Annotated in this window: 17 protein-coding genes; 4 read left to right on the forward strand and 13 right to left on the reverse strand. The window is 44.0% G+C overall.

Translation table 11 applies throughout. The annotated features are described in order from the left end of the window. Position 1 precedes the first annotated feature (1 nt). From ggt to H9W84_RS06170, 5 genes are all read right to left on the reverse strand, one after another. Positions 2 to 1,771 (reverse strand): gamma-glutamyltransferase, encoded by a 1,770-nt coding sequence (gene ggt, locus H9W84_RS06150; RefSeq protein WP_239742408.1) that lies wholly within the window; start codon positions 1,769 to 1,771, stop codon positions 2 to 4. Between the two features lie 234 nt (positions 1,772 to 2,005). Continuing rightward, positions 2,006 to 3,409, reverse strand: coding sequence for a siroheme synthase CysG (cysG, locus tag H9W84_RS06155; protein WP_239742410.1), 1,404 nt, complete (start codon positions 3,407 to 3,409; stop codon positions 2,006 to 2,008). 88 nt (positions 3,410 to 3,497) lie between these two features. After that, positions 3,498 to 4,133 (reverse strand): phosphoadenosine phosphosulfate reductase domain-containing protein, encoded by a 636-nt coding sequence (locus H9W84_RS06160; protein ID WP_204156008.1) that lies wholly within the window; start codon positions 4,131 to 4,133, stop codon positions 3,498 to 3,500. A gap of 219 nt (positions 4,134 to 4,352) precedes the next feature. Next, positions 4,353 to 4,928 (reverse strand): DUF934 domain-containing protein, encoded by a 576-nt coding sequence (locus H9W84_RS06165; RefSeq protein ID WP_239742412.1) that lies wholly within the window; start codon positions 4,926 to 4,928, stop codon positions 4,353 to 4,355. A 3-nt stretch (positions 4,929 to 4,931) separates the two neighbouring features. Then, entirely contained in the window at positions 4,932 to 6,641 is a 1,710-nt protein-coding gene (locus H9W84_RS06170; RefSeq protein WP_239742414.1) for a nitrite/sulfite reductase, read from the reverse strand. A gap of 267 nt (positions 6,642 to 6,908) precedes the next feature. On the opposite strand from H9W84_RS06170, the gene sat reads away from it, so the two are divergent. Continuing rightward, on the forward strand, positions 6,909 to 8,165 hold the full coding sequence (sat, locus tag H9W84_RS06175) for a sulfate adenylyltransferase (protein WP_239742416.1): 1,257 nt from the start codon (positions 6,909 to 6,911) through the stop codon (positions 8,163 to 8,165). A gap of 174 nt (positions 8,166 to 8,339) precedes the next feature. On the opposite strand, the gene H9W84_RS06180 is transcribed toward sat, so the two are convergent. From H9W84_RS06180 to H9W84_RS06195, 4 genes are all read right to left on the reverse strand, one after another. Beyond that, positions 8,340 to 9,080: a sulfate/molybdate ABC transporter ATP-binding protein gene (locus tag H9W84_RS06180; RefSeq protein ID WP_083106222.1), complete on the reverse strand. Its 741-nt coding sequence runs from the start codon at positions 9,078 to 9,080 to the stop codon at positions 8,340 to 8,342. 42 nt (positions 9,081 to 9,122) lie between these two features. Further along, positions 9,123 to 9,971 carry a sulfate ABC transporter permease subunit CysW gene (cysW, locus tag H9W84_RS06185; protein ID WP_239742418.1) on the reverse strand — a complete coding sequence of 283 codons (849 nt, stop codon included), beginning with the start codon at positions 9,969 to 9,971 and terminating at the stop codon, positions 9,123 to 9,125. Beyond that, positions 9,968 to 10,879, reverse strand: a complete 912-nt coding sequence (gene cysT, locus H9W84_RS06190) for a sulfate ABC transporter permease subunit CysT (RefSeq protein WP_420846647.1) — start codon at positions 10,877 to 10,879, stop codon at positions 9,968 to 9,970. Before cysT ends, cysW begins: the two co-directional genes overlap by 4 nt. A gap of 233 nt (positions 10,880 to 11,112) precedes the next feature. Further along, positions 11,113 to 12,261, reverse strand: a complete 1,149-nt coding sequence (locus tag H9W84_RS06195; protein ID WP_420846648.1) for a sulfate ABC transporter substrate-binding protein — start codon at positions 12,259 to 12,261, stop codon at positions 11,113 to 11,115. A 269-nt stretch (positions 12,262 to 12,530) separates the two neighbouring features. Here H9W84_RS06195 and xseA point away from each other — a divergent pair, with 269 nt between their 5' ends. Together xseA and xseB are read left to right on the forward strand one after the other, a co-directional pair. Next, a complete protein-coding gene (gene xseA, locus H9W84_RS06200) occupies positions 12,531 to 14,033 on the forward strand; it encodes an exodeoxyribonuclease VII large subunit (protein ID WP_239742420.1) in 1,503 nt (500 codons plus the stop codon). A 21-nt stretch (positions 14,034 to 14,054) separates the two neighbouring features. Next, positions 14,055 to 14,249 (forward strand): exodeoxyribonuclease VII small subunit, encoded by a 195-nt coding sequence (xseB, locus tag H9W84_RS06205; protein ID WP_036603655.1) that lies wholly within the window; start codon positions 14,055 to 14,057, stop codon positions 14,247 to 14,249. Positions 14,250 to 14,318: 69 nt separating this feature from the next. On the opposite strand, the gene H9W84_RS06210 is transcribed toward xseB, so the two are convergent. The 3 genes from H9W84_RS06210 to H9W84_RS06220 all read right to left on the reverse strand — a co-directional run bounded on the left by H9W84_RS06210 (position 14,319) and on the right by H9W84_RS06220 (position 19,414). Beyond that, complete coding sequence (locus tag H9W84_RS06210) at positions 14,319 to 16,367, reverse strand: potassium transporter Kup (protein WP_239742422.1); 2,049 nt, start codon at positions 16,365 to 16,367, stop codon at positions 14,319 to 14,321. A gap of 153 nt (positions 16,368 to 16,520) precedes the next feature. Next, entirely contained in the window at positions 16,521 to 18,104 is a 1,584-nt protein-coding gene (locus tag H9W84_RS06215; RefSeq protein ID WP_275579721.1) for a DHA2 family efflux MFS transporter permease subunit, read from the reverse strand. Positions 18,105 to 18,112: 8 nt separating this feature from the next. Continuing rightward, the gene (locus H9W84_RS06220) at positions 18,113 to 19,414 is read right to left on the reverse strand and encodes an HlyD/EmrA/EmrK family protein (RefSeq protein ID WP_159676336.1); all 1,302 of its coding nucleotides are present in this window, start codon (positions 19,412 to 19,414) and stop codon (positions 18,113 to 18,115) included. 295 nt (positions 19,415 to 19,709) lie between these two features. On the opposite strand from H9W84_RS06220, the gene H9W84_RS06225 reads away from it, so the two are divergent. Continuing rightward, positions 19,710 to 20,267: a TetR/AcrR family transcriptional regulator gene (locus H9W84_RS06225; RefSeq protein WP_096488966.1), complete on the forward strand. Its 558-nt coding sequence runs from the start codon at positions 19,710 to 19,712 to the stop codon at positions 20,265 to 20,267. Between the two features lie 88 nt (positions 20,268 to 20,355). Here the strand turns inward: H9W84_RS06225 and H9W84_RS06230 are convergent, their stop codons facing one another. Then, the gene (locus tag H9W84_RS06230) at positions 20,356 to 21,468 is read right to left on the reverse strand and encodes a metallophosphoesterase (RefSeq protein WP_239742425.1); all 1,113 of its coding nucleotides are present in this window, start codon (positions 21,466 to 21,468) and stop codon (positions 20,356 to 20,358) included. Between the last annotated feature and the right edge of the window lie 169 nt (positions 21,469 to 21,637).

The raw sequence follows: 21,637 nt of genomic DNA on the forward strand, positions 1-21,637 counted from the left end.
TTTAGAAACCTAATGTTTTGCCATCAGGATTTCTTGGGTCAGAATAGCCATAAAACCCAGAACCATCAGCTTGAATAATTTGAATACGTCCCATGGGTGCTTTAGTAACAACTTTATGACCTTTGTCTTGCAACAATTTTATCGTATCAGGACTAATGCCTTCTTCAACCCTAAGCTCATCGGGTAACCATTGGTGATGAACGCGTGGTGTAATTATCGCTTCTGCGGGATTCATTTCATGGTCAATCGTATTAACCACACTTTGCAATACAGTCGTGATGATACGAGCCCCACCTGGACTACCTGTCACCAGCCAAGGTTTATTATTCTTCATGACAATCGTTGGTGTCATTGAAGAAAGTGGACGTTTTTTTGCTTCAATCGCATTGGCAGTACCACCCACTAGACCAAACGCATTTGGCACACCGGGTTTCACTGAGAAGTCATCCATTTCATTATTGAGTAAAATCCCTGTGCCTTCTACAACAATGCCACTACCAAAGTTAAGATTTAATGTATAGGTGACAGCAACGGCATTGCCCGCTTTATCCATTACGGAAAAATGCGTAGTCTGGTCACTTTCATAAGGTTGTGGTTTACCAGGTTTAATGTTTGATGAAAGTCTTGCTTTATTATCATCAATCGTTTTGACTAGTTCATTAGCATATGCTTTCGATGTTAAACCTGCGACAGGGATTTTGACAAAATCCGGGTCACCCAAATATTCTGAACGGTCAGCATAGGCTAATTTCATACTCTCTGCCATGTGGTGAATATTTTTGGCACTATTTACCCCATCTTCTTTGATAGGGTAATGCTCAAGCATATTTAATATCTCAATCAAGTGTACACCACCCGAACTTGGGGGTGGCATGGTAACAACTTTATAGCCTCGATAATCACCAATAATTGGCTGACGCTCAACAACTTTATATGCTTTTAAATCTTCAAGTGTCATTGTGCCACCATGTGATTGCATTTCTTTAGCAATTTTTGTGGCGATTTCACCTTGATAAAATGCTTTTGCCCCTTGTTTGGCAATCAAACGCAATGATTTCGCCAAGTCTTTTTGTACCAACAAATCACCAGATTTCAGCGGTTCACCGTTTTTGAAAAAAATCGCTTTGCTAGATGACCATTTACCCAGTGTTGATTTTTCTTCTTTTAACGTCTGTGCCAATACATCACTGACAATAAACCCTTTGTCTGCAAGCTTAATTGCAGGCTCTAGCACTTTAGATAATGGCATGGTACCCCATTTTTTTAGCGCGTATTCCATCCCAGCTACTGTACCAGGCACACCTGAAGCGTCATGCGTGAACAATGATTTTCCATCAATAACATTACCTTGATTATCAAGGTACATATCACGGCTGGCTTTGGCTGGCGCAATTTCGCGAAAATCAATCGCAACATCTTTACCAGTTTTATCATCATGCAACACCATAAAACCACCACCACCAATGTTGCCTGCATTTGGCAAGACGACTGCTAAGGCAAATCCAACCGCGACCGCCGCATCGATAGCATTCCCGCCTTGTTTTAATATATCCAAACCAACTTGCGTGGCTAACCCTTGCTCGGAAGCCACCATACCATTTTTACCATAGACAGGATGAAAGATATCATTACTGCTATCGTAGCGATTTGCCGCTAACTGGCTAGCATTGGTGGCTGGTTGTGGTAATAATTTGCTTTGGGCAATGGGTGATATCACTAACATTAAAGCCAATGACAGATTGGTTAAAATCAGTTTCGGTTTTAGTCGCAAGTCCCTATCCTTCTAAAATACTAGTTGATGTTGTAGCAGATACAAATAATATGTATGGCTACAATATACATAAATCCTTTCACAAAAACGTCATATTAAATTGTGACAAAAATATTTTTGTTATCTGACCAATTCGTTAATTTTTCTAACGGATATCTAAGTTATAAGTATTTACCACAATCTGCAAGCTTTTTTAACTGCCCTACCCCATCAATTAAAGATTGCTATAGTTTATTAAGATAGTTTATTAAGTCTGTGATGTAGCTTAACCACATTGCCCATAATTAAAATCGCTGGGGCGGGCAAGTTTGCCTCAGCTTGTTTTGCCACGATGGTCTCAAGCGTGCCTGTCAAAACTTGCTGATGCGGCAAGCTGGCATTTGACACAATCGCAATCGGCGTACTAGGATTTTTTCCTGCATTAATCAAGCCACTCGTCAGTTTATCCAGCTGCTTTAATCCCATATAAAAAACCACGGTTTGGTTATCATCAAGCCAGCTAGCAAAGTCTTCATTGATGGTATCCGTCTTAAGAGACGCGGTGACGAACTTGACAGAGTGCGCATACGCACGGTGTGTCAATGGAATACCGGCACAGCTTGCCGCCGCGGTGGCTGCGGTAATGCCGGGCACGACTTCAAACTCAATCCCAGCTGCAACCAATTGCTCGGCTTCTTCGCCGCCCCGCCCAAATACATACGGGTCACCACCTTTGAGACGTAACACGCGCTGTCCTTGCTGCGCCTGCTCGACCAGTAGCTCATTGATTTTTTCTTGCCTTATCGCATGATCACTGGCTTTTTTGCCGACGTAGATTTTGGTGGCATCACGCCTGCATAGATCGAGAATCTGCGCTGAAACCAAATTATCATAAAACACCACATCCGCTTGTTGCATCAATCGTAGCGCTTTAAAGGTTAGCAAATCAGGATCGCCTGCCCCTGCACCCACAATATACACTTTGCCAAGCTGTGCTTTATCGGCAGGTTGGTTGTTGGCGTGCTGTTGTAGCAAAGTTTCAAGTTGGCTTTCAGCTTTGCTTAGGCTATTTGAATTACCCTCAAATACCGATTCCGCCACTTGCCCTTCAAAGGCTTGTTCCCAAAACTTACGTCTAGCCGTCACATTGGGCAATGCAGCTTTTACTTTATCGCGAAATTTACCTGCCAACCCTGCCAATTCGCCATATTGGGGTGGCACGACTGTTTCGATTTTGGCTCGAAGTAGTCTTGCCAGCACAGGTGCTTTGCCTGCACTGGATACCGCGATGGTAATCGGATTGCGGTCGACGATGGCAGGAAAGATAAAGGTACATAGCGGTGGATTATCAACGACATTGACTGGGATAAAACGGGCTTCACAGTCATGAAAAATCTGCGCATTTACCGTTTCATCATCGGTACAAGCAATAACAATGGTTTGTTTATCCAAATATTTTTGCTGATAAACATCATTAATCAATTGATGACGAGAATCGCTAAATTGCGCGGTGAGTCTCGGCTCATAACTGGGTGCGACAAAGGTGATTATCGCCCCAGCTTTATCGAGCAAATCCGCTTTACGCAGTGCCACTTCCCCACCGCCAACCACGAGTACAGGGCGATTTTCCAATTTAAAAAATAGCGGTAAGGTATTCATAGACATTCTCAACATTAGATAGTGACAAGAACAATTAAGCTGAACCGAAGTTCAGCTTAACATTATCATACATACTGCCGATCAAAAATTATAATTGTGTGTGTAGACCACATTCACGGTTCTCTTCGACTTTGGTAGGGTCAAAGTAGTCATGTTCATTTGGCAAATCATGCTCTTTTAAGTAAGCTTCTAGGTCATCTTCTGACCAATGGAACAATGGCGCTACTTTTAACACGCCGTCTTTACTTTCTGACAACACGTCAAGCGATTGGCGAAATTCCGTTTGGTCTTTACGAATCGCATTAATCCACACGTCAGGGGCAATTTCTTTTAACGCACGTCCAAATGGCTCAAGTTTCACTTGCTCAGTGAATTTTTCGTGCGCTGGGTTGTTGACACTAGGTATACCATTGAACTCAACATCACGCCAAGCTGCGGTTTGTTGTGGCAAATAGGTAATCACGTTTAAGTTTAGACGTTTAATCAAATCTTGCGCATGGCGGTAAGTGGCTTCAGTGTTGTAGCCAGAATCCACGAACAATACTTTGATATCAGGACGTTGTTTGGTAACCATGTCTAATAATACCACTTCGTAAGGGCGAAAGTTAGTAGTGATGATAGGATTACTACCTTGTGCCAGTGCCCAAGCAATGATTTCCTCTGCGGTTTTGCCGTTCAATTCTGCGTTGGCTTTGTCTAGGTCGATATTTAGTTTATTGCTCATTGGATTTCCTAATGTTTTATGGTGAAAAATTGGGATACGCTATGCTAATCAACTATGCGATGTTTAAAAAATGATTTTTAATGATATTATTATGAAAATTTAGAATTAACAAATTGACTGGAAATGCAGAAACCAGAAGTTAGAAACGACAAGGTAGCAACTGGCTAACATTAAAAAAGCGAACCCTTAGATTCGCTCAATCTTAGCATCATTCAACAATTAATTGGCAAAAATCGGTAATTGCGTCACGCTGCGACCTGTATAGCGGTGTTTGATATCGACAAAATAATCAAACCAACTGGGGTTAAAATCGCTGTCATCAATATCAAACTCACTAAACCCTACTTCGGTGAGCAGCTGCAACGTATCTGGCAAGATATCACCGCTGGCGCGCAACACAATAGCGGGGGTATAACTGGGGTGTTGCTGGATTTTTTGCGCTAAACTATAACCGCGTCCATCACGAAAACCATGAAAATCAATCACAATCACCGACAGTAGCGGCATCACTTTGACAAAGTCCTGGTGCAAAAACTGATAATCACTAGCACCCGATAAAATAATACCCAGTTTTTTATCGCTCAACCGATGTGAAAGCGCTACCAAATCATCCGCTTCTAACTGTGGTTTTGGCGGATTTTTCTCGCTAAATTCGACAGGGCGATAGTCCACCAAAATTTCAGTGATATCTGAGGCATACTGGGATGGGTCGATATGCTCGATTTTTTGCTCATGAATACTCACGCTCACTGAGTTTACATTATCAATCACTTGGCTTTGGTTAATGAGTGCCATGGCTTATCCCTCCACCGGCTGTTCTGATTTGTCACGATACACATACTCTTTAAATGGCTCAATACCGATACGATCGACCACTTCGGCAAATGTTTCACTACCAAAGTCGGTATCCGCCGCTTGACGGTATTTAAGATAGACTTGCAGGATATCATCCACTGTCGCCGCAACCGCATCGACAGGCACGGATTTACCCAAAATATCGCCTAATTTAGCGTTTTGACCCGATCTACCACCGAGCGAGATTTGGTACCAATGCTCGCCCTTTTTATCTACGCCCAAAATACCGATATCTGCGACGTGGTGATGCGCACAGGCATTCATACAGCCTGACATGTTTAGGCGAATTTCGCCAATATCATGGACAAAGTCTGCGTCTTGGAAATATTGGTTGACTTGGTTAACGATATTTAAGGTACTGGCATTGGCCAATGAGCAATAGTCAAAGCCTGGACATGAGATAATATCCGTCAATAAGCCAATATTTGGGCGAGCAAGGTCGTATTGTTTGAGCACCTGATAGACGTCATACACCTTTTCAAGTTTGACATCCGTGAGCACCAAGTTTTGATGATGGGTGCCGCGCACTTCACCAAAACTGTATTTATCCGCCAAATCAGCCACCACGCGCATTTGGGTGGCGGTGATATCGCCGGTGTCTTGCATAAAATGTTTGAGTGAGATAATCACCACATGATAGCCTTTGACTTTATGCTCGCGGGTATTTTGATTAAACCAACGCACAAACTCGCTATCTTCAAACTGGGTAGCCAGTTTGTCTTGGCTAGCTTGTAATTGTTGTTGGCTGAATGTTTGATACGCCGGCTGTGGAAAGAAGGTTTTAGCGTGTTCAATTTGTTCAGCTGTCAGTGTTAACGCACCGTCTTTATTGTGTTTTTGCCAATCTTCTTCCACGATTCGTGAAAACTCTTCGGCGCCCATACTTTCAACCAAAATCTTGATGCGGGCTTTGTATTTGTTGTCACGGCGACCATATTGGTTGTAGATACGTAAGATGGCATCTAAATAAGAGAGTAAATGGCGTTCAGGTAAAAACGGACGAATCACTTTGCCAATCACAGGGGTGCGCCCTAGACCACCGCCCACAATCACTTCAAAGCCAATTTCACCTGCGTCATTTTTGACCACATGCAAGCCAATGTCATGCAGCTGGGTCGCGGCACGGTCCGACCGGGTACCGATAACCGCAATTTTAAATTTACGCGGTAAATAGGTAAATTCTGGGTGAAACGTTGACCATTGGCGAATGATTTCACAATACGGGCGCGGATCGGCAATTTCATCAGCCGTCACACCGGCAAATTGGTCAGTGGTGGTATTGCGGATACAGTTGCCCGAGGTTTGAATCGCATGCATTTGTACCGATGCCAATTCTGCCAAAATATCGGGTACCTCTTCTAATTTTGGCCAGTTAAATTGCATATTGGTACGGGTGGTGATATGACCATAGCCACGATCGTATTTTTCACTGATGTCGGCAAGTTTACGCAGTTGATACGTCGCAAGCAGACCATAAGGAATCGCCACGCGAAGCATCGGCGCATGACGCTGAATATATAGACCGTTCATCAGGCGTAATGGCAAGTACGCTTCTTCACTGAGCTCGCCAGCCAAAAAACGTCGGGTTTGGTCGCGAAACTGCTCGACCCGATCGTCTACCAATTGTTGGTCAATTGCGTTGTATTTATACATGCGGATTCCTATGTCACTAAGACAAATTCTAATTACAAAGGGAATTTAAAACTTTTAGCTTTTGCAGCTATTTCAACTGGGTGAAATTTTAACCTGCCTATCATAAATGCCCAAGGGGTTTTTAGTAAATTCCATTTTTACATAAATATATCGAATTACTGCATTTATTATTGCGAACTGCAATATTCTATTATACGCTACCTTAATTTTCTTGAACCGTCTTTTTTTTTGACACGTTAATTTTGACACGTTAATATAGGATATCCGATGAGCCAAAGCGCCACTTCAACTCTCCATTCTCTAAGCCAACTGGTGCCACCACACGGTAGTGACACATTAAAAGAAAAATTACTTAAAGGCGATGCGCTAACCGCTGCCCAGCAAAAAGCCAAAAATCTGCCAAAAATCCAAATCAGCTCCCGTGAAGCCGGTGATTTGATTATGCTCGGTATTGGCGGCTTTACCCCGCTAGATGGTTTTATGAACCAAACAGACTGGCAAAGCGTATGTGATAATATGCATTTAACCACTGGCGACAATGCGGGTGTATTTTGGCCCATTCCTATTACCCTATCGACCGATACTGCCACTGCCGATACGCTAAACCTAGGCGATGACATTGCGCTAGAATACCAAGGTGAAATCATGGGCATTTTGACCTTAAGCGAAAAATACCGCATTGATAAAGCGCACGAATGCCAAACCGTCTTTGGCACCACAGAACTTGAGCATCCCGGCGTTGCCATGGTAATGGCACAAGGTGATGTCAATCTCGCCGGCGATGTGGTGGTGTTAAGTGAAGGCGAATTCCCGAGCAAATATGGTGATATCTACCTCACCCCGGCACAAACCCGTGACATCTTTACTCAAAATGGCTGGAAAACCGTCGCTGCCTTCCAAACCCGTAACCCGATGCACCGCTCACATGAGTACCTTGCCAAAATCGCCATTGAAATCTGTGATGGCGTACTCATTCATTCATTGCTTGGCGCATTAAAACCTGGGGATATTCCTGCAGATGTACGCCAAGAAGCCATTGGTACATTAATCGACCATTACTTCCGTAAAGACACCGTCATCCAAGCAGGCTATCCACTGGATATGCGCTATGCAGGTCCGCGTGAAGCGTTATTACATGCCTTATTCCGTCAAAACTACGGCTGTAGCCATTTGATTGTCGGTCGTGACCATGCAGGCGTGGGTGATTACTATGGCGCGTTTGATGCGCAGCATATTTTTGATACACTTAAACCGAATGATTTAATCACCCAACCGTTAAAAATTGACTGGACATTCTGGTGTGATGCTTGTGACTCGATGGCATCGACCAAAACTTGCCCACACGATGCCAGCCATCATGTCAAAGTCTCAGGTACCAAATTGCGTAAAGCCTTATCGGAAGGGGAAGATGTGCCTGATAACTTCAGCCGCCCAGAAGTGTTAGCGGTACTTCGTAACTACTATGAAGGCTTAGAAGATCATCAAAAACATAAAGTTGAGCTAACAGGTCACTCTGCAAAATAACTATTGCGCAGTTTAACGCTTATCAATCGATAAAAAGGGTATGTGACAATACCCTTTTTTTATCCAACCTTTAGCAAAAAAATTAGCAAAAAAATTAGCAAAAAAAAGAAGCACACGGCTTCTTTTTTTTATTGCTTAACTAAGCTAAATTTAACTGAGCTAAATTTAACTGAGCTAAATCACATATTCGACGTGCGAATCTTGCAGAAAATTGGCAACAAAATGATTCGAGGGGTGATTGACTAGCGTCTCATAATCCCCAATTTGCACGATTTGACCTTGGTTCATCACCACAATTTCATCGGATAATTCTGCCGCTTCTTCTTGGTCATGAGTCACTAAAATACTGGTGACACCGAGCTCATGATGAATCGAACGCAGCCAAGCACGTAATTCTTTACGCACCTTGGCATCGAGTGCGCCAAATGGCTCATCGAGTAACAACAGCTTTGGCTCTACCGCCAACGCACGCGCTAATGCGATACGCTGACGCTGACCGCCTGAGAGTTGATGCGGGTATTTTTTTGCGGTTTGGGATAGTTGCACCAGCTCCAGCAGATAATTGACCTTTTTGCTGATTTCCGCGTTGCTTAGGCGTTTATTTTTTGGCATGACGGTCAAGCCAAATGCCACGTTATCAAACACGGTCATATGGCGAAATAACGCATAATGCTGAAACATAAAGCCGATATGACGCTGCTGCACAGGCACATCGGTCACATCTTCACCATCAAAAAAAATACGCCCTGTATCGGCAAGCTCAAGCCCTGCGATGATGCGCAGTAAGGTAGTCTTACCACAGCCCGAAGGTCCCAAGAGTGAGGTTAATTTGCCCGTCGGTACGGTTAAATTAATCGGTTGTAGTGCAGTAAAGCGACCAAACTGTTTGGTGATATCACGGATTTCAATACTCATGGTATTCTCTTAACTTTTTTTACTTTTTAAATTGCATCAATGTTATTCATCATTGCCAGACTGACGTTTAGTCAATGCCTGCTGCACGATTAAGGTAACGAGCGCCAACAACGCCAACAGACTCGACAACGCAAACGCCGCCGTCATGTTGTATTCATTGTAGGCAATCTCAACCAATAGTGGCATGGTATTGGTTTCACCGCGGATATGACCTGAGACTACACTCACCGCGCCAAACTCACCCATCGCACGGGCATTGGTCAAAATAATACCGTATAGCAATGCCCATTTGATATTAGGTAGCGTCACCCGCCAAAACATTTGCCAGCCTGACGCGCCGAGTGTTAATGCCGCTTGCTCTTCACTGCTGCCCTGCGACTGCATCAGCGGAATCACTTCACGTGCCACGAATGGAAAAGTCACAAACATGGTGGCAAGCACGATACCAGGAATGGCAAAAATCACTTGGAAACCAAAGTATTCTAGCCAGCCGCCAAGCCAGGTATTGGCGCCCAGTAGCGCTACAAACATCAAGCCTGCAACCACCGGCGACACCGAAAATGGCAAATCTAGCAGCGTGGTGAGAAATTGTTTACCTTTAAAATCAAATCGGGTCAATAGCCAGGCTAATGCAATCCCAATCACCGTATTAATCGGTACCACAATCAGCGCCGTAATCAAAGTAAGCTTGATGGCCGATAATGCCTCGTGATCGGTCAAGGCAGCCACATACAACTGCCAGCCAGATTTTAAGGCTTCATAAAACACCGATATCAGCGGAATCACTAGCATTAGCGTCATAAACGCCACCGCAATGCCAATTAAGGTATAACGTAGCCATGTTGGCTCACGGGTTGCGGCTTGGGTTTGGTAAGGATATTGGCTGCTCATACACTTGCCCCGCCCATACGTTTGGTAAATAGCCACTGCAAGGCATTAATGGCAAATAAAATCACAAATGAAATTATCAACATAAACAAAGCAACCGCCGCAGCCCCTTGTACATCAAAGCTTTCAAGCTTACCAATAATAATTAACGGTAAAATCTCAGATTTCATCGGCAAATTACCCGCAATAAAAATCACCGAGCCATACTCCCCCGTCGCCCGCGCAAACATCATGCCTGAGCCCATCAGCAAGGCAGGATACAACTCCGGCAATATGACCCGTCTAAAAGTTGTCAATCTACCAGCGCCCAGCACCGATGCTGCCTCTTCATATTCTGGCGACAGCTCCGCAAGCACAGGTTGCACCGCACGCACAATAAACGGTAAACTCACCACAATCAGCGCCAACCAAATACCAATGGGGGTAAAAGCAATTTTAATGCCGAATGGCGCAAAAAACTGCCCGATTAAACCATTGGGTGCATATAAGGTTGCTAGCGAAATACCCATTACCGCTGTTGGCAAAGCAAACGGTAAATCCACCAGCGCATTTAAAATCGACTTTCCCCAAAACTCGTAGCGCACCAATACCCATGCAATCAGCGTACCAAACACCAAATTGGTCAATGTCGCTAGCAATGACATTTTTAGCGACAGTTCAATCGCTGCCTTGACGCGCGGCTCGGCAATGGTTTTGATAAACCCTGCCACGCCAATATCGGCGGCCGTCATTACCATTGCCACAAATGGCAATAGCACAATAATCGACAACGCCAACACACTAATACCCAAACTCAAATTAAAAAACGGCATGATATGGCGCTTTTTATTGCGTTTTAAGGGTGAATTGGGTGTTTTAGGCTGATTGTTTGATGTTAAATCGGCTTGATGGTTAGCATTGATGCTTGCCATGCAGGGCTTCCTTTACTAATAATCGGTAGGCGACGTCAGAATTTAAAATAATAAACATACAAAAATAAAAATTCCAAAATAAAGATACAAAAAGCTCTGTACCCAAAATCTTAAGCACGGCTATAGTACCATCTCATTTTGATTTTCCAAACTATATTTATGCGCTTTAAATATTCTTAGCTAGAATAAAAAACCAGAGCCGAACTCTGGTTTTGTGAGCTTAACACAGCGAACTATTTTGCTGCAGGTGCCGATGCTATGGTGCTCGTTGGGCTGGCTAGTTGATCAAAGACCCCACCATCTTTGAAGTATTTGGTCATGATATCCGTCCAGCTACCAAATTCAGCATTCGGACTAAAGGTGGTAAGCGCGGGTAATTTATCTTGATTTTTAGCCAGTACCGCCGCATCGCTTGGGCGAAGATATAAATCTGCCGCCAATTGCTGGGCAGGCTCGCTCCATAAATAATCAAGATACGCTTTCGCTGCGTCGTTGGTGCCTTTTTTATCGGTCACTGATTTGACAATCGCCACCGGGTTTTCTGCTGATATGGTGTAGCTTGGATAGACAATTTGCACATCGCCTTTACCAAACTGTTTGACCGCTAGGTTGGCTTCATTTTCAAAGGTGACTAACACATCGCCAATTTGGCGCTGTAAGAACGTGGTAGTTGCCGCACGCCCACCATTTTCATACACCGGCACGTTTTTGAGCAACTCTTTGACAAAGTTTTTGGTTTTGCTTTCATCTTTATTAAAACTATGTAAGCCGTAGCCATACGCGCCTAAGAAGGCATAGCGCCCATTACCCGTGGTTTTTGGGTTGGCAAGTACGATTTGTACACCTGGTTTTGCCAAATCAGACCAGTCTTTGATTTGTTTTGGGTTGTCTTTACGCACCAAAAACACGATAGCACTGGTATAAGGGACTGCTTTGTTTGGGAATTGGCTTTGCCAATCTTGTGCCACCAAGCCTTTTTTTACCAACAGCTCCACATCTGAGCCTTGATTCATACTGACCACGTCCGCTTGCAGACCATTGGCAACTGCGAGCGCTTGTTTGCTAGAACCGCCATGCGATTGCTGGATATCGATGGTTTTGCCGCTATTTTTGGCTTCGTAGTCTTTGATAAACAGGGGATTGTAGCTTTTATAAAAGTCACGCGCAACGTCATAGGAGACATTGAGGAGCTTAATACCGCCTTTATCGCTCACGCCTGCATTTGATTGCGTGGCGGCTTGACCTGAAGCGGCTTGTTGGTCTTGCTGGGTGGGCGCACGTGAACAGCCCGCTAGACTCACGCCTAATAACGCCAGACTTGATAGCACAGCTACGGTTTTGTGTTGAACCTTAGTTTTTTTTTGAAAATTAACAGTCATCATGGTCACCCCTCATCTCAATGTATAAAAATCAATATATAATGTTAAATTCATTCATACTATTTTACAAAAAAAGCGTCGACAAAAAAAACAATATTATTCTTTATTCATATTCCACTTCTGAATATTACATCATAAAATATAATGTAATATTTAAAATTAAAAATTTAGCAACCTGTATTACACCTGAATCGCACCTGAATCACAAATGTCACGTTGCCAGCGTTATCATTTTCGCCTACAATTTTATTTTTAGTTATCAAGAATTCTCCATGGCAAAAGCTTCCAAAACCGTTATCAAATCAATTGAAGATCAGCTCGCACGACTGGATTTGCAAACCACTCCATTAAATCAGGCTGATGACGTATTTTTGGCGCTGCTTGACGATAGTGAGGATGACAATAAAGCAACTGCAAAGCGTGGCAGTGTTGATAACTTAAGCGATTATGACTTTAGCGAACAATTAGCCATTCAAGACCGCGATAGCCAACTGCAACAGGCATTAAGCGATACTATATTGTCACTAAGTGATTATCTATCCGCTGTGCAGTTGGTGATTAGTGAAACGTTTGCCCATACCGTTTGGGTAAAAGCTGAAATCCGTAGTCTGTCAGCCAAAGGCGGTCACTACTATTTTGAATTGGCGGATAAAGATATGGATGGCAAAGTCACTGCCAGCTGCCGCGGCACGCTATGGCGTGGTCAAGCAGCCAAAGTACTGTCAAAGTTTGAAAAAAACACTGGCATGAGCCTTGAGCGAGGCTTGAATGTATTGCTCAAAGTCTCAGCCACGTTCCATGCCCAATATGGCTTTTCGCTAAACATCGTCGATATCGACCCCACTTACACACTGGGCGATTTGGCAAAGCAATACCAAACGATTTTAACCAGACTGCATGAAGAAGGGCTGCTCGATCTCAATCAATCGCTCCCGATGCCGTTTGATATTGAGCATGTGCTCGTTATCGCGCCTGAAAAAGCTGCAGGGCTCGGTGATTTTCGCGCGGATGCCGATAGGCTCGCCAGCACAGGGGCTTGTATTTTTCATTATGAGCACGCCACCTTTCAAGGCAATCACGCCCCTGAAGACATCCGCCAAGCCCTCATTAAAGGCATGAAAAATCTGAGTAAGCAGCATATTACCGCAGATTTGATTGTGATTATCCGGGGTGGTGGCGCGGTGGGCGATTTGGCCTATCTCAATGATTACGAACTTGCCGCGCTGGTGGCAGAGCAGCCGATACCGGTATGGGTTGGCATTGGTCATGAGCGTGACCGTGTCATGCTAGATGAAGTGGCACATCAAAGTTTTGATACCCCATCCAAGGTTATCGCAGGTATTCGCAATCATTTGCTCACTATTACCCAAGGTGCCAAACAACATTTTTTGACCATCGAGCAAATTGCTAAATCTAGCATCTTGCAGGCACGCCGTGATAGCGAACAACAACTTACCAAGATACAATCGGCAGCGCAGCGACAATTATCTGCCGCTAAACTTGCCATGGACAACCAATTTGTACAGATTCGCCAGCTTGCCTATCAACAAATCACCACGGCTCGTCAATCGACCGATCGACTGCGTGAGATGACATTGTTACAGCATCCGTCAACTGTATTAACCCGTGGCTATGCGATTATCAGAACCTCGCATCCTGCATCAAATACGGTGATGACTTCGATTGCCCAAGTTGAACCCAATTCAACCATAACCATTGAACTACAAGATGGCTATCTACAAGCCACTGTCAATGCCAAACACCCAAAAAACTGACCTATCCATCAAGGAACAACCATGACCGAGCCAACCGATTTTAAAAGCGCCTATGAGGTGTTAAAAACAAATGCACAGCTCTTGCAAAACAGTCAAGAGCCCAATATTGACGCGCTGATGACTATTGTAGCGCAGTCCATTGACGCCTATAAAGTATGCCAAGCGCGGATTGATGCCGTTGAAGCCTCGCTTAATCAAGCATTTGAAACAGACTAAGTTTCAATCAAGCAGAAAAGCAAAATAAAAAAGCCACTATCGAAGGATAATGGCTTTTTAGTTGGGCATTTAAATTTCTACTTTGGCACCCATTTCTACCACATTGTTGCTAGGAAGTTTTAGAAACTCAGCCGCGGTGCCGGCATTACGGTGCATATGGGCAAACAATTTTTCACGCCATAACGCCATACCTTTAATACTCTCAGATGCCACCACCGCCTCATGGGATAAGAAATAACTCACCTTGGCAGGATCGAAATCAAAGTTAAATTGCTGAATGTGTTTGAGTGAGTCTGGCACATCAGGGTCATTTTTAAAGCCAAAATTGAGCACCACCTTCCAGCAATTGTGTCCCAAATAGGTCACTTCACTACGTTTACTGAGACCCACCCAAGGGGTTTCTAAGGTATTAACGGTCACAAAGATATTGTATTCATGCAAGCATTTATTGTGCTTTAAGTTTTGTTTCAACGCCACGGGTACGATATCGACTTCAGAGACCATAAATACAGCAATGCCTTTGATTTTTTTGATATTTTCAAAGAGCACTTGGCAGCGCTGGTTGATTAAGATTTTCTCCTGCAGTAATGCTTGCTGATTTTGCAGCTCTTGGATATTTTCAAGTGGCGCGTTTTCAATATCTTGGGTCAGCTTTTCTAATTTGCCTTGCGTCGACTCCAAGGCTATTTGTAAGCGTTTATTGGTAAAACTGCCAAACAAGTCATCCAAGAAATTTTTTAAGTTAATTTGCCTTGTGGTATGGGCAATTCTCACCAAATTACGCCCATCTCGCCAAGTCATCATTAACACAAACATGACGCCCCCTAACAACAATGGGAACCAGCCGCCCTTGAGGAGCTTCAGCAGATTTGATGCCCAAAACAAGAAATCCACCACAAAGAACAATGAGGTAGCGGCAATACACAGTAGCAAAGGATATTTCCACGCATAGCGAATCACAAAGAAGGTCAATATCGTGGTAATCAGCATATCCGTACAAACCGCAATACCATAAGCGGCCGCTAACGCACCCGATGATTTGAACATCACCACAGCAAACGCAATGGCGATAAACAAGCCCCAGTTAATCGCTGGAATATAGATCTGACCCACTTCTTTAACATTGGTATACACAATACGCATACGCGGTAAAAATCCAAGTTGCACCGCTTGTTTGGTGATACTAAACGCCCCAGAAATCAGCGCTTGTGACGCAATCACTGTCGCTAAAGTTGCCATCACCACCATGGGAATACGCATGGCATCTGGAATCATCAAAAAGAAGGGATTGGATTTGCCATCAGGATTGGCGAGTAAAAATGCGCCTTGACCAAAATAATTGAGCAGCAAGGCGGGCATGACAATGGAAAACCAAGCGATACGAATCGGTTTTTTGCCAAAATGCCCCATATCGGCATACAGGGCTTCACCGCCTGTCACACACAACACAACTGCCCCCAATATGATAAAGGCGAGTGTTGGATTGGTCATCACAAACTGATAAGCATAGATGGGATTGATGGCTTGCAAGATTTCGACATTGTGCTGAATATGATAAACCCCAATACCAGCAATCAACAAAAACCACAGCACCATCACAGGTCCAAACAGCTTACCGATACCTTTGGTACCAAATTTTTGCACAAAAAATAACAGGAACAAAATGGTCAGCGTCGCAGGAATTACCACACTATGCAGCCGTGGCGATACCACCGTCAAACCCTCTACTGCCGATAGCACTGAGATAGATGGGGTAATCACCCCATCGCCATAAAACAAGCAGGTACCAAATATTCCCATGGTCATGATGACTGCGTGCAATTTTGGGCGATGTTTTACCGCGCTTGATGCCAAGGCGAGCATCGCAATCAGACCGCCTTCCCCTTTATTGTCGGCACGTAGCACCAACGAGATATACTTAAGACTGACGATGATGGTGATAGTCCACACAAATAACGACAGCACCCCATAGATATTGGCAACGTTAAAGGCGACATGACCAGAATTAAAAACTTCTTTTACTGAATACAGTACACTGGTACCGATATCGCCATAAACGACCCCGATTGCCCCTAATGTCAATGCAGGAACCGAGGTTTTAGCATGTGCTTTACTCATAAATTAACGACGCAATTTGATAAGATGGATTATTATAAGTCGAATTATAAAATTGCGGTTAAATTATATTTTGTAACCAAAGTTATCTATGTACTTGACGATAGTAACATTTTATCAGCGTCAATTTGAAAGAAGCAACCTAACCCCTTATTTTTAATGGTGAAATGGCGGTTTGGCAAGCCAAATCATACCAATCAATAATAAGAACACCAAGCCAAACACATAAAAGACCTCATTCGAACCAATAATCAGCGCCTGTTGGTTAATATTTTGGTTGATGAGTGCCAACGTTTGGTCATAACTCATGCCAGACGCTTGCAGGCTTTTTGACCACGCATCAAAATTAGAATTTTGGGTGATACTTTCGGTCAAATAAGTATGGGCATGATTGCTGCGTCTTTCCCACACAGTCATCACCATTGAAGCACCAATCCCGCCCGCCAAAGTTCTCACAAAGGTAAAAATCCCTGTCGCTGCCGCCATTTTATCATGCGAAATATTGGAGAGCGCAATGGTAGTTAAGGGCATAAAAAACATGGCGGTACCCAGTCCTTGAATAAACTGCGGCCAAAACACATCCCAAAACGTCATCTGCGGATTAAAATCACTTCGCCATACAAAGGTGGCACAATAAATTAAAAAACTTAACGTCACCAAGATGCGCATATCGATGTTTCGCGCGTATTTACCGATTAAGGGCGTCAACAATACCGGGAAAATACCAATCGGTGCCGCTGCCAACCCTGCCCAAACTGCGGTATAGCCCATGGTCTGCTGCAGCATGACGGGCAATAGCACAATGGCGCCCATATATAGCAAAAATGCCAAGCTAATCACCAATGTGCCAATGGTAAAATTGCGGTCTTGAAAAATCGACAAATCAATAATCGGATGTTCCTCACCGCGCTCCCAAATTATCAAATAACTCAAACATAAAACGCTAATAACGGCTAAAGCAATGATTTCAGGGGAGGCAAACCAATCGAGCTCACGCCCACGATCCAAGAAAAACTGCAGTGCACCCACCCCGACAATCATCAAAACAAGCCCTACTTTATCAATATCGGTCTTGATGACAGGCGTTTCGCGGTTTTTAAGTTGTTGCCATGCCAAAATGATGGCGACAATACCAATCGGAATATTGATAAAAAATATCCAGCCCCAGTGATAGTTGTCGCAGATATAACCGCCCAAAATCGGACCTAATATCGGTGCGGTGACCACCACCATAGCAAATAATCCAAGCGCCATCGCCCGTTTTTCAAGCGCAAAAGACTGTAATAATAGACTTTGTGCCAGTGGAATCATCGGGCCTGCCACTGCGCCTTGCGCCACCCTAGCAATAATCAGCATCGTCAAACTATGTGACACCCCGCATAACCATGAACAAAACACAAATAAACTTGCCGACACCAAAAACACTTTGACCGAGCCATATTGACGAGCCAACCACCCTGTGAGGGGAATAGATATCGCGTTGGAAACGGCAAACATGGTAATCACCCATGTACCTTGCGAGGTCGCCGCACCCAAATCCCCCGCAATGGTCGGCAATGCCACATTGGCAATGGTCGAATCAAGCACCATCATAAACACCGCCATGGATAGGGCGAAGGTCACAATCGCAAGCGGCATCCCTGATAAAGGCGCGGGCTGATCGCCTTGTGGCTGACTACGGGCTTGATTATCAGCCGCTGGCTGCTCGGTATCCATAGTGGGTGAAATTGCTTCCGCCATTTTTCACCTCATGATTGGTTTTGCTGGATGATTTGTTGGATGATTTTGGTCGCGCCTGACATATCGACTTGCGGCTGCAGCTGGGCAACCGGTTTGTTGCTAGCGGTCGCGGTAGCCACCTGCGGTTTGCCTTGTTGGTCTCGGCTATCCAGCTCGGCATGCATACTTAGCCCCACGCGTAGCGGATGCTGTTGTAATTCTTTGCTATCGAGTGCAATTCGTACAGGCAGACGCTGGGTGACTTTAATCCAGTTACCGGTGGCGTTTTGGGCAGGCAAAACCGAGAACGCACTGCCTGTTCCTGCTGATAAGCCAATCACTTTGCCATGATAAACAACCTCTTTACCATAAATATCTGATGTTAAATTCACCGCTTGACCTAGGTAAATGTCTTTAATTTGGCTTTCTTTAAAATTGGCATCAACCCACAAATCATGTAACGGCACAATCACCATCAAAGGCGTGCCTGCGCTGATTTTTTGACCTAATTGCACACCGCGTTTGGCAATTTGCCCATCGATGGGTGCTACAATCTGGGTACGGTTGAGATTGAGCCAAGCGGTTTGGATATTTGCTATCGCGGTTTGTACCGCAGGTTGTGATAGCACATCATTTTTACCTAAATTGGCGATTGTCACATTGCGCTGCGCTTCGGCAGTCACAACGGCAGAGCGAGCGGTGGCTTGCTTGGCAACTGCCGCATTGAGCTGGGCTTGGGCTTTTTTGACAGTGTCGGCAGCATGCTGGACTTCTTCTTGCGATACTGCTTGACTTGCCATCAAAGCGGCGCGGCGTTGATAGTCAGATTGTGCGGCAAGCAGCGCAATCTTGGCAGATTCAATTTGTGATTGCACTTCATTCATCGCAGTTTGTGCTTGCGAGATATTGACATCAGCTTGTTGGATGGTTGCGGTTTGGGTTTTATACTGTCTGATTGCTGTGCGCAATTGTGCTTTGGCGGTTTCAAGGGCTAAGCCATTATCCGCTTGGTCTAATGCTACCAAGGTTTGCCCGGCTTTGACCATATCCGTGTCATTGACGCCAATCGCCGTCACCGTCCCCGATATTTGCGCGTTGATTTGTACTTGGTTGCCGCTCACATAGGCGTCTTCGGTACTGACTTGATAGCGCCATTGGTTAACGTATAACCATAACGTCACCGCAGCAATCGCTAAAACAATCAAGGTAAATAACAATAGGTTTTTTTTACGTTTGGATTTGGCGGGGCGTTGGGTTGTGTTATGCGTAGGTTCTAGTGTCGGTACTGGTTCGGGGCTATCATCAACCCCAGTCGGCATGGTTTCAGCCATTTTTTCGTCCTTATCGCTAAACTTGAGTGGCAAAATCTAAAAAATCCGACGGTTGACAGACGGATTTATCCTAGAAAATAGCTCGATTATGTAATTTAATATGCTTAATGGGTGGCAATATAAAACTATCCTAAACAGCCATCAAGCATCAAATAAAACATAAATGTTGCATAAGAATACAGTTAGGTAGATAATGTTGTTTATTGTAAAAATTTTGCGCAATTCGTGCGATTGCTAAAATTTAAAGGCTAAGACATAAAGCGTATGATAAAGAGCGTAAGGATACCAAAAAGCGATGAACGAAAATGATTTACGGGTCATTAAGACTGAACAACATATCGAGCAAGCTTTTCTGGCATTACTGCAGCAGAAACGTTACCGCGCCATCACGGTCCAAGATATTTTAGATACTGCAGCGATTAATCGCTCAACCTTTTATCGTCATTATGCCAGTAAAGAGGCGCTGGCGGAGAAAATGGTGAGTAATTTTCGCCAAGTGTATGAGAAGTTTTTAACTGAACGCTTTAGTGTCGCCAGTCAAGAAAATTTACTGATGTGTTTGGAACAATTTTGGGCGTTTATTCACGCGCAAAAACAACGCATACTGGCTTTTTGGCAAATCAAAACCCCAAATATCCATTTATATGATGATATGTATGCGTTAATCAAACAAAATTATATTGAGCATGCTAAGCGTCATGGACGCCCAGGCGACTTAGAGTTTCAAGGGCATACGTATGCAGGGATTATATTAAATAATTTAAGTTACTGTCTGCAGCAAGACCACCACATATCACTCGAGGATATTCGTAGCAATATACAACTGATGATGCAGACAGTGTCTATACAGTAATCTCTCATCGCAATGATCGGTCACCGCCATAATCTGCCATAACCTCGATACGCTCATTAGCAGCCAGTTTTAAGCGCTAAAGTCCTATTTAGGATTTTTTACCGACTAAATCAATTACCCAAAGTTCCGCTTGCGAGCCCAGCCGAAACGGTACTCCCCAAAAACCATACCCCGAGCTTACAATTACATCGGTATTGTTGATACGTTCATAGCCGTAACCCAAACGATTTAAGAATTTGACAATGAAATTGGCAGGAAATATTTGCCCATTATGGGTATGTCCAGACACTTGCAAATCAATCGGTAATTGTACGTTTTGTTCAATCTCATTGGGCTCATGGTCAAGTAAAATTATCGGCTTATCCGTATTTGACGGTATTAAGTCCTTGGTCGCTTTACGATAACTGGCATGATTATCCAGTCGTCCTACCAACCAAAACTGATTATCAACCAACACTTTGTCATCTGCCAATAAGGTAATATTGGCTTTTTGGATCGCATCGCGAATCTCGCCTTCATGCCCATACATGTCATGATTACCTAGCGTGGCATACGCGCCCATTGGCACTGCATTTGCTAGTTGTTGCAGCGCGGGCTGCATATTTTGCGAGGTATAGTAGTCAACATTATCATCCATAATATCGCCAGGCATGAGCAGCAGTTGCACGTTCTGTGCTTTTACCATATCGGTTAATCGATTAATTTGCCGCTCACCGACCATTAGACCTAAATGCAAGTCTGAAACCATCCCAATCCGAATCGGTTTAGCAAGTGGCTGATTGGCAGTCAAGCTGATATGACGAATAGTGGGTGTATAAGCATTATAAATACCCATCAACACCATGCCAAAAAACACAAGCGGCAACAAAATGCGTTCCCCGTAGATTTGATAACTCACGGAATTAAAAAATTGCGGGGCAACTTTCATCAACACCAGATTGATAATTCCCACCACCACCATCGACAGGATGACAAACCACAAAATAGTCAGCCAAGTCATAGACAGCTTAAGCCCAAAGCTCGTCAAGCGTGCGATGCCAAATACCAATAACGCATTACTCATTACAAATAGACTAATCATCAAATAGCGAGAAGACCGATCGGATAACCAAGACCCTGCCCACCACTGGAGCCCCCGCCCCGCCCCATAAGTAAACAATTCAAACAACAATACAATGACGGTCAGAAATATCCAACGCATACGAGCCCCAAATTTTTGATAAGTAAAGGTTATATAAAGAATATTTGTGAATTTACAATGTCGCTTTATCTATTAAAGCCAATCAGTGAATTTGAAAAAATCAATTAATATAATTTGCGCATTAAAAAACCCAACTTACGAGAATAAGTTGGGTTTTTTCGATATCGGC

It is taken from the genome of Moraxella tetraodonis (genome assembly GCF_022359095.1).
GTDB lineage: Bacteria > Pseudomonadota > Gammaproteobacteria > Pseudomonadales > Moraxellaceae > Faucicola > Faucicola tetraodonis.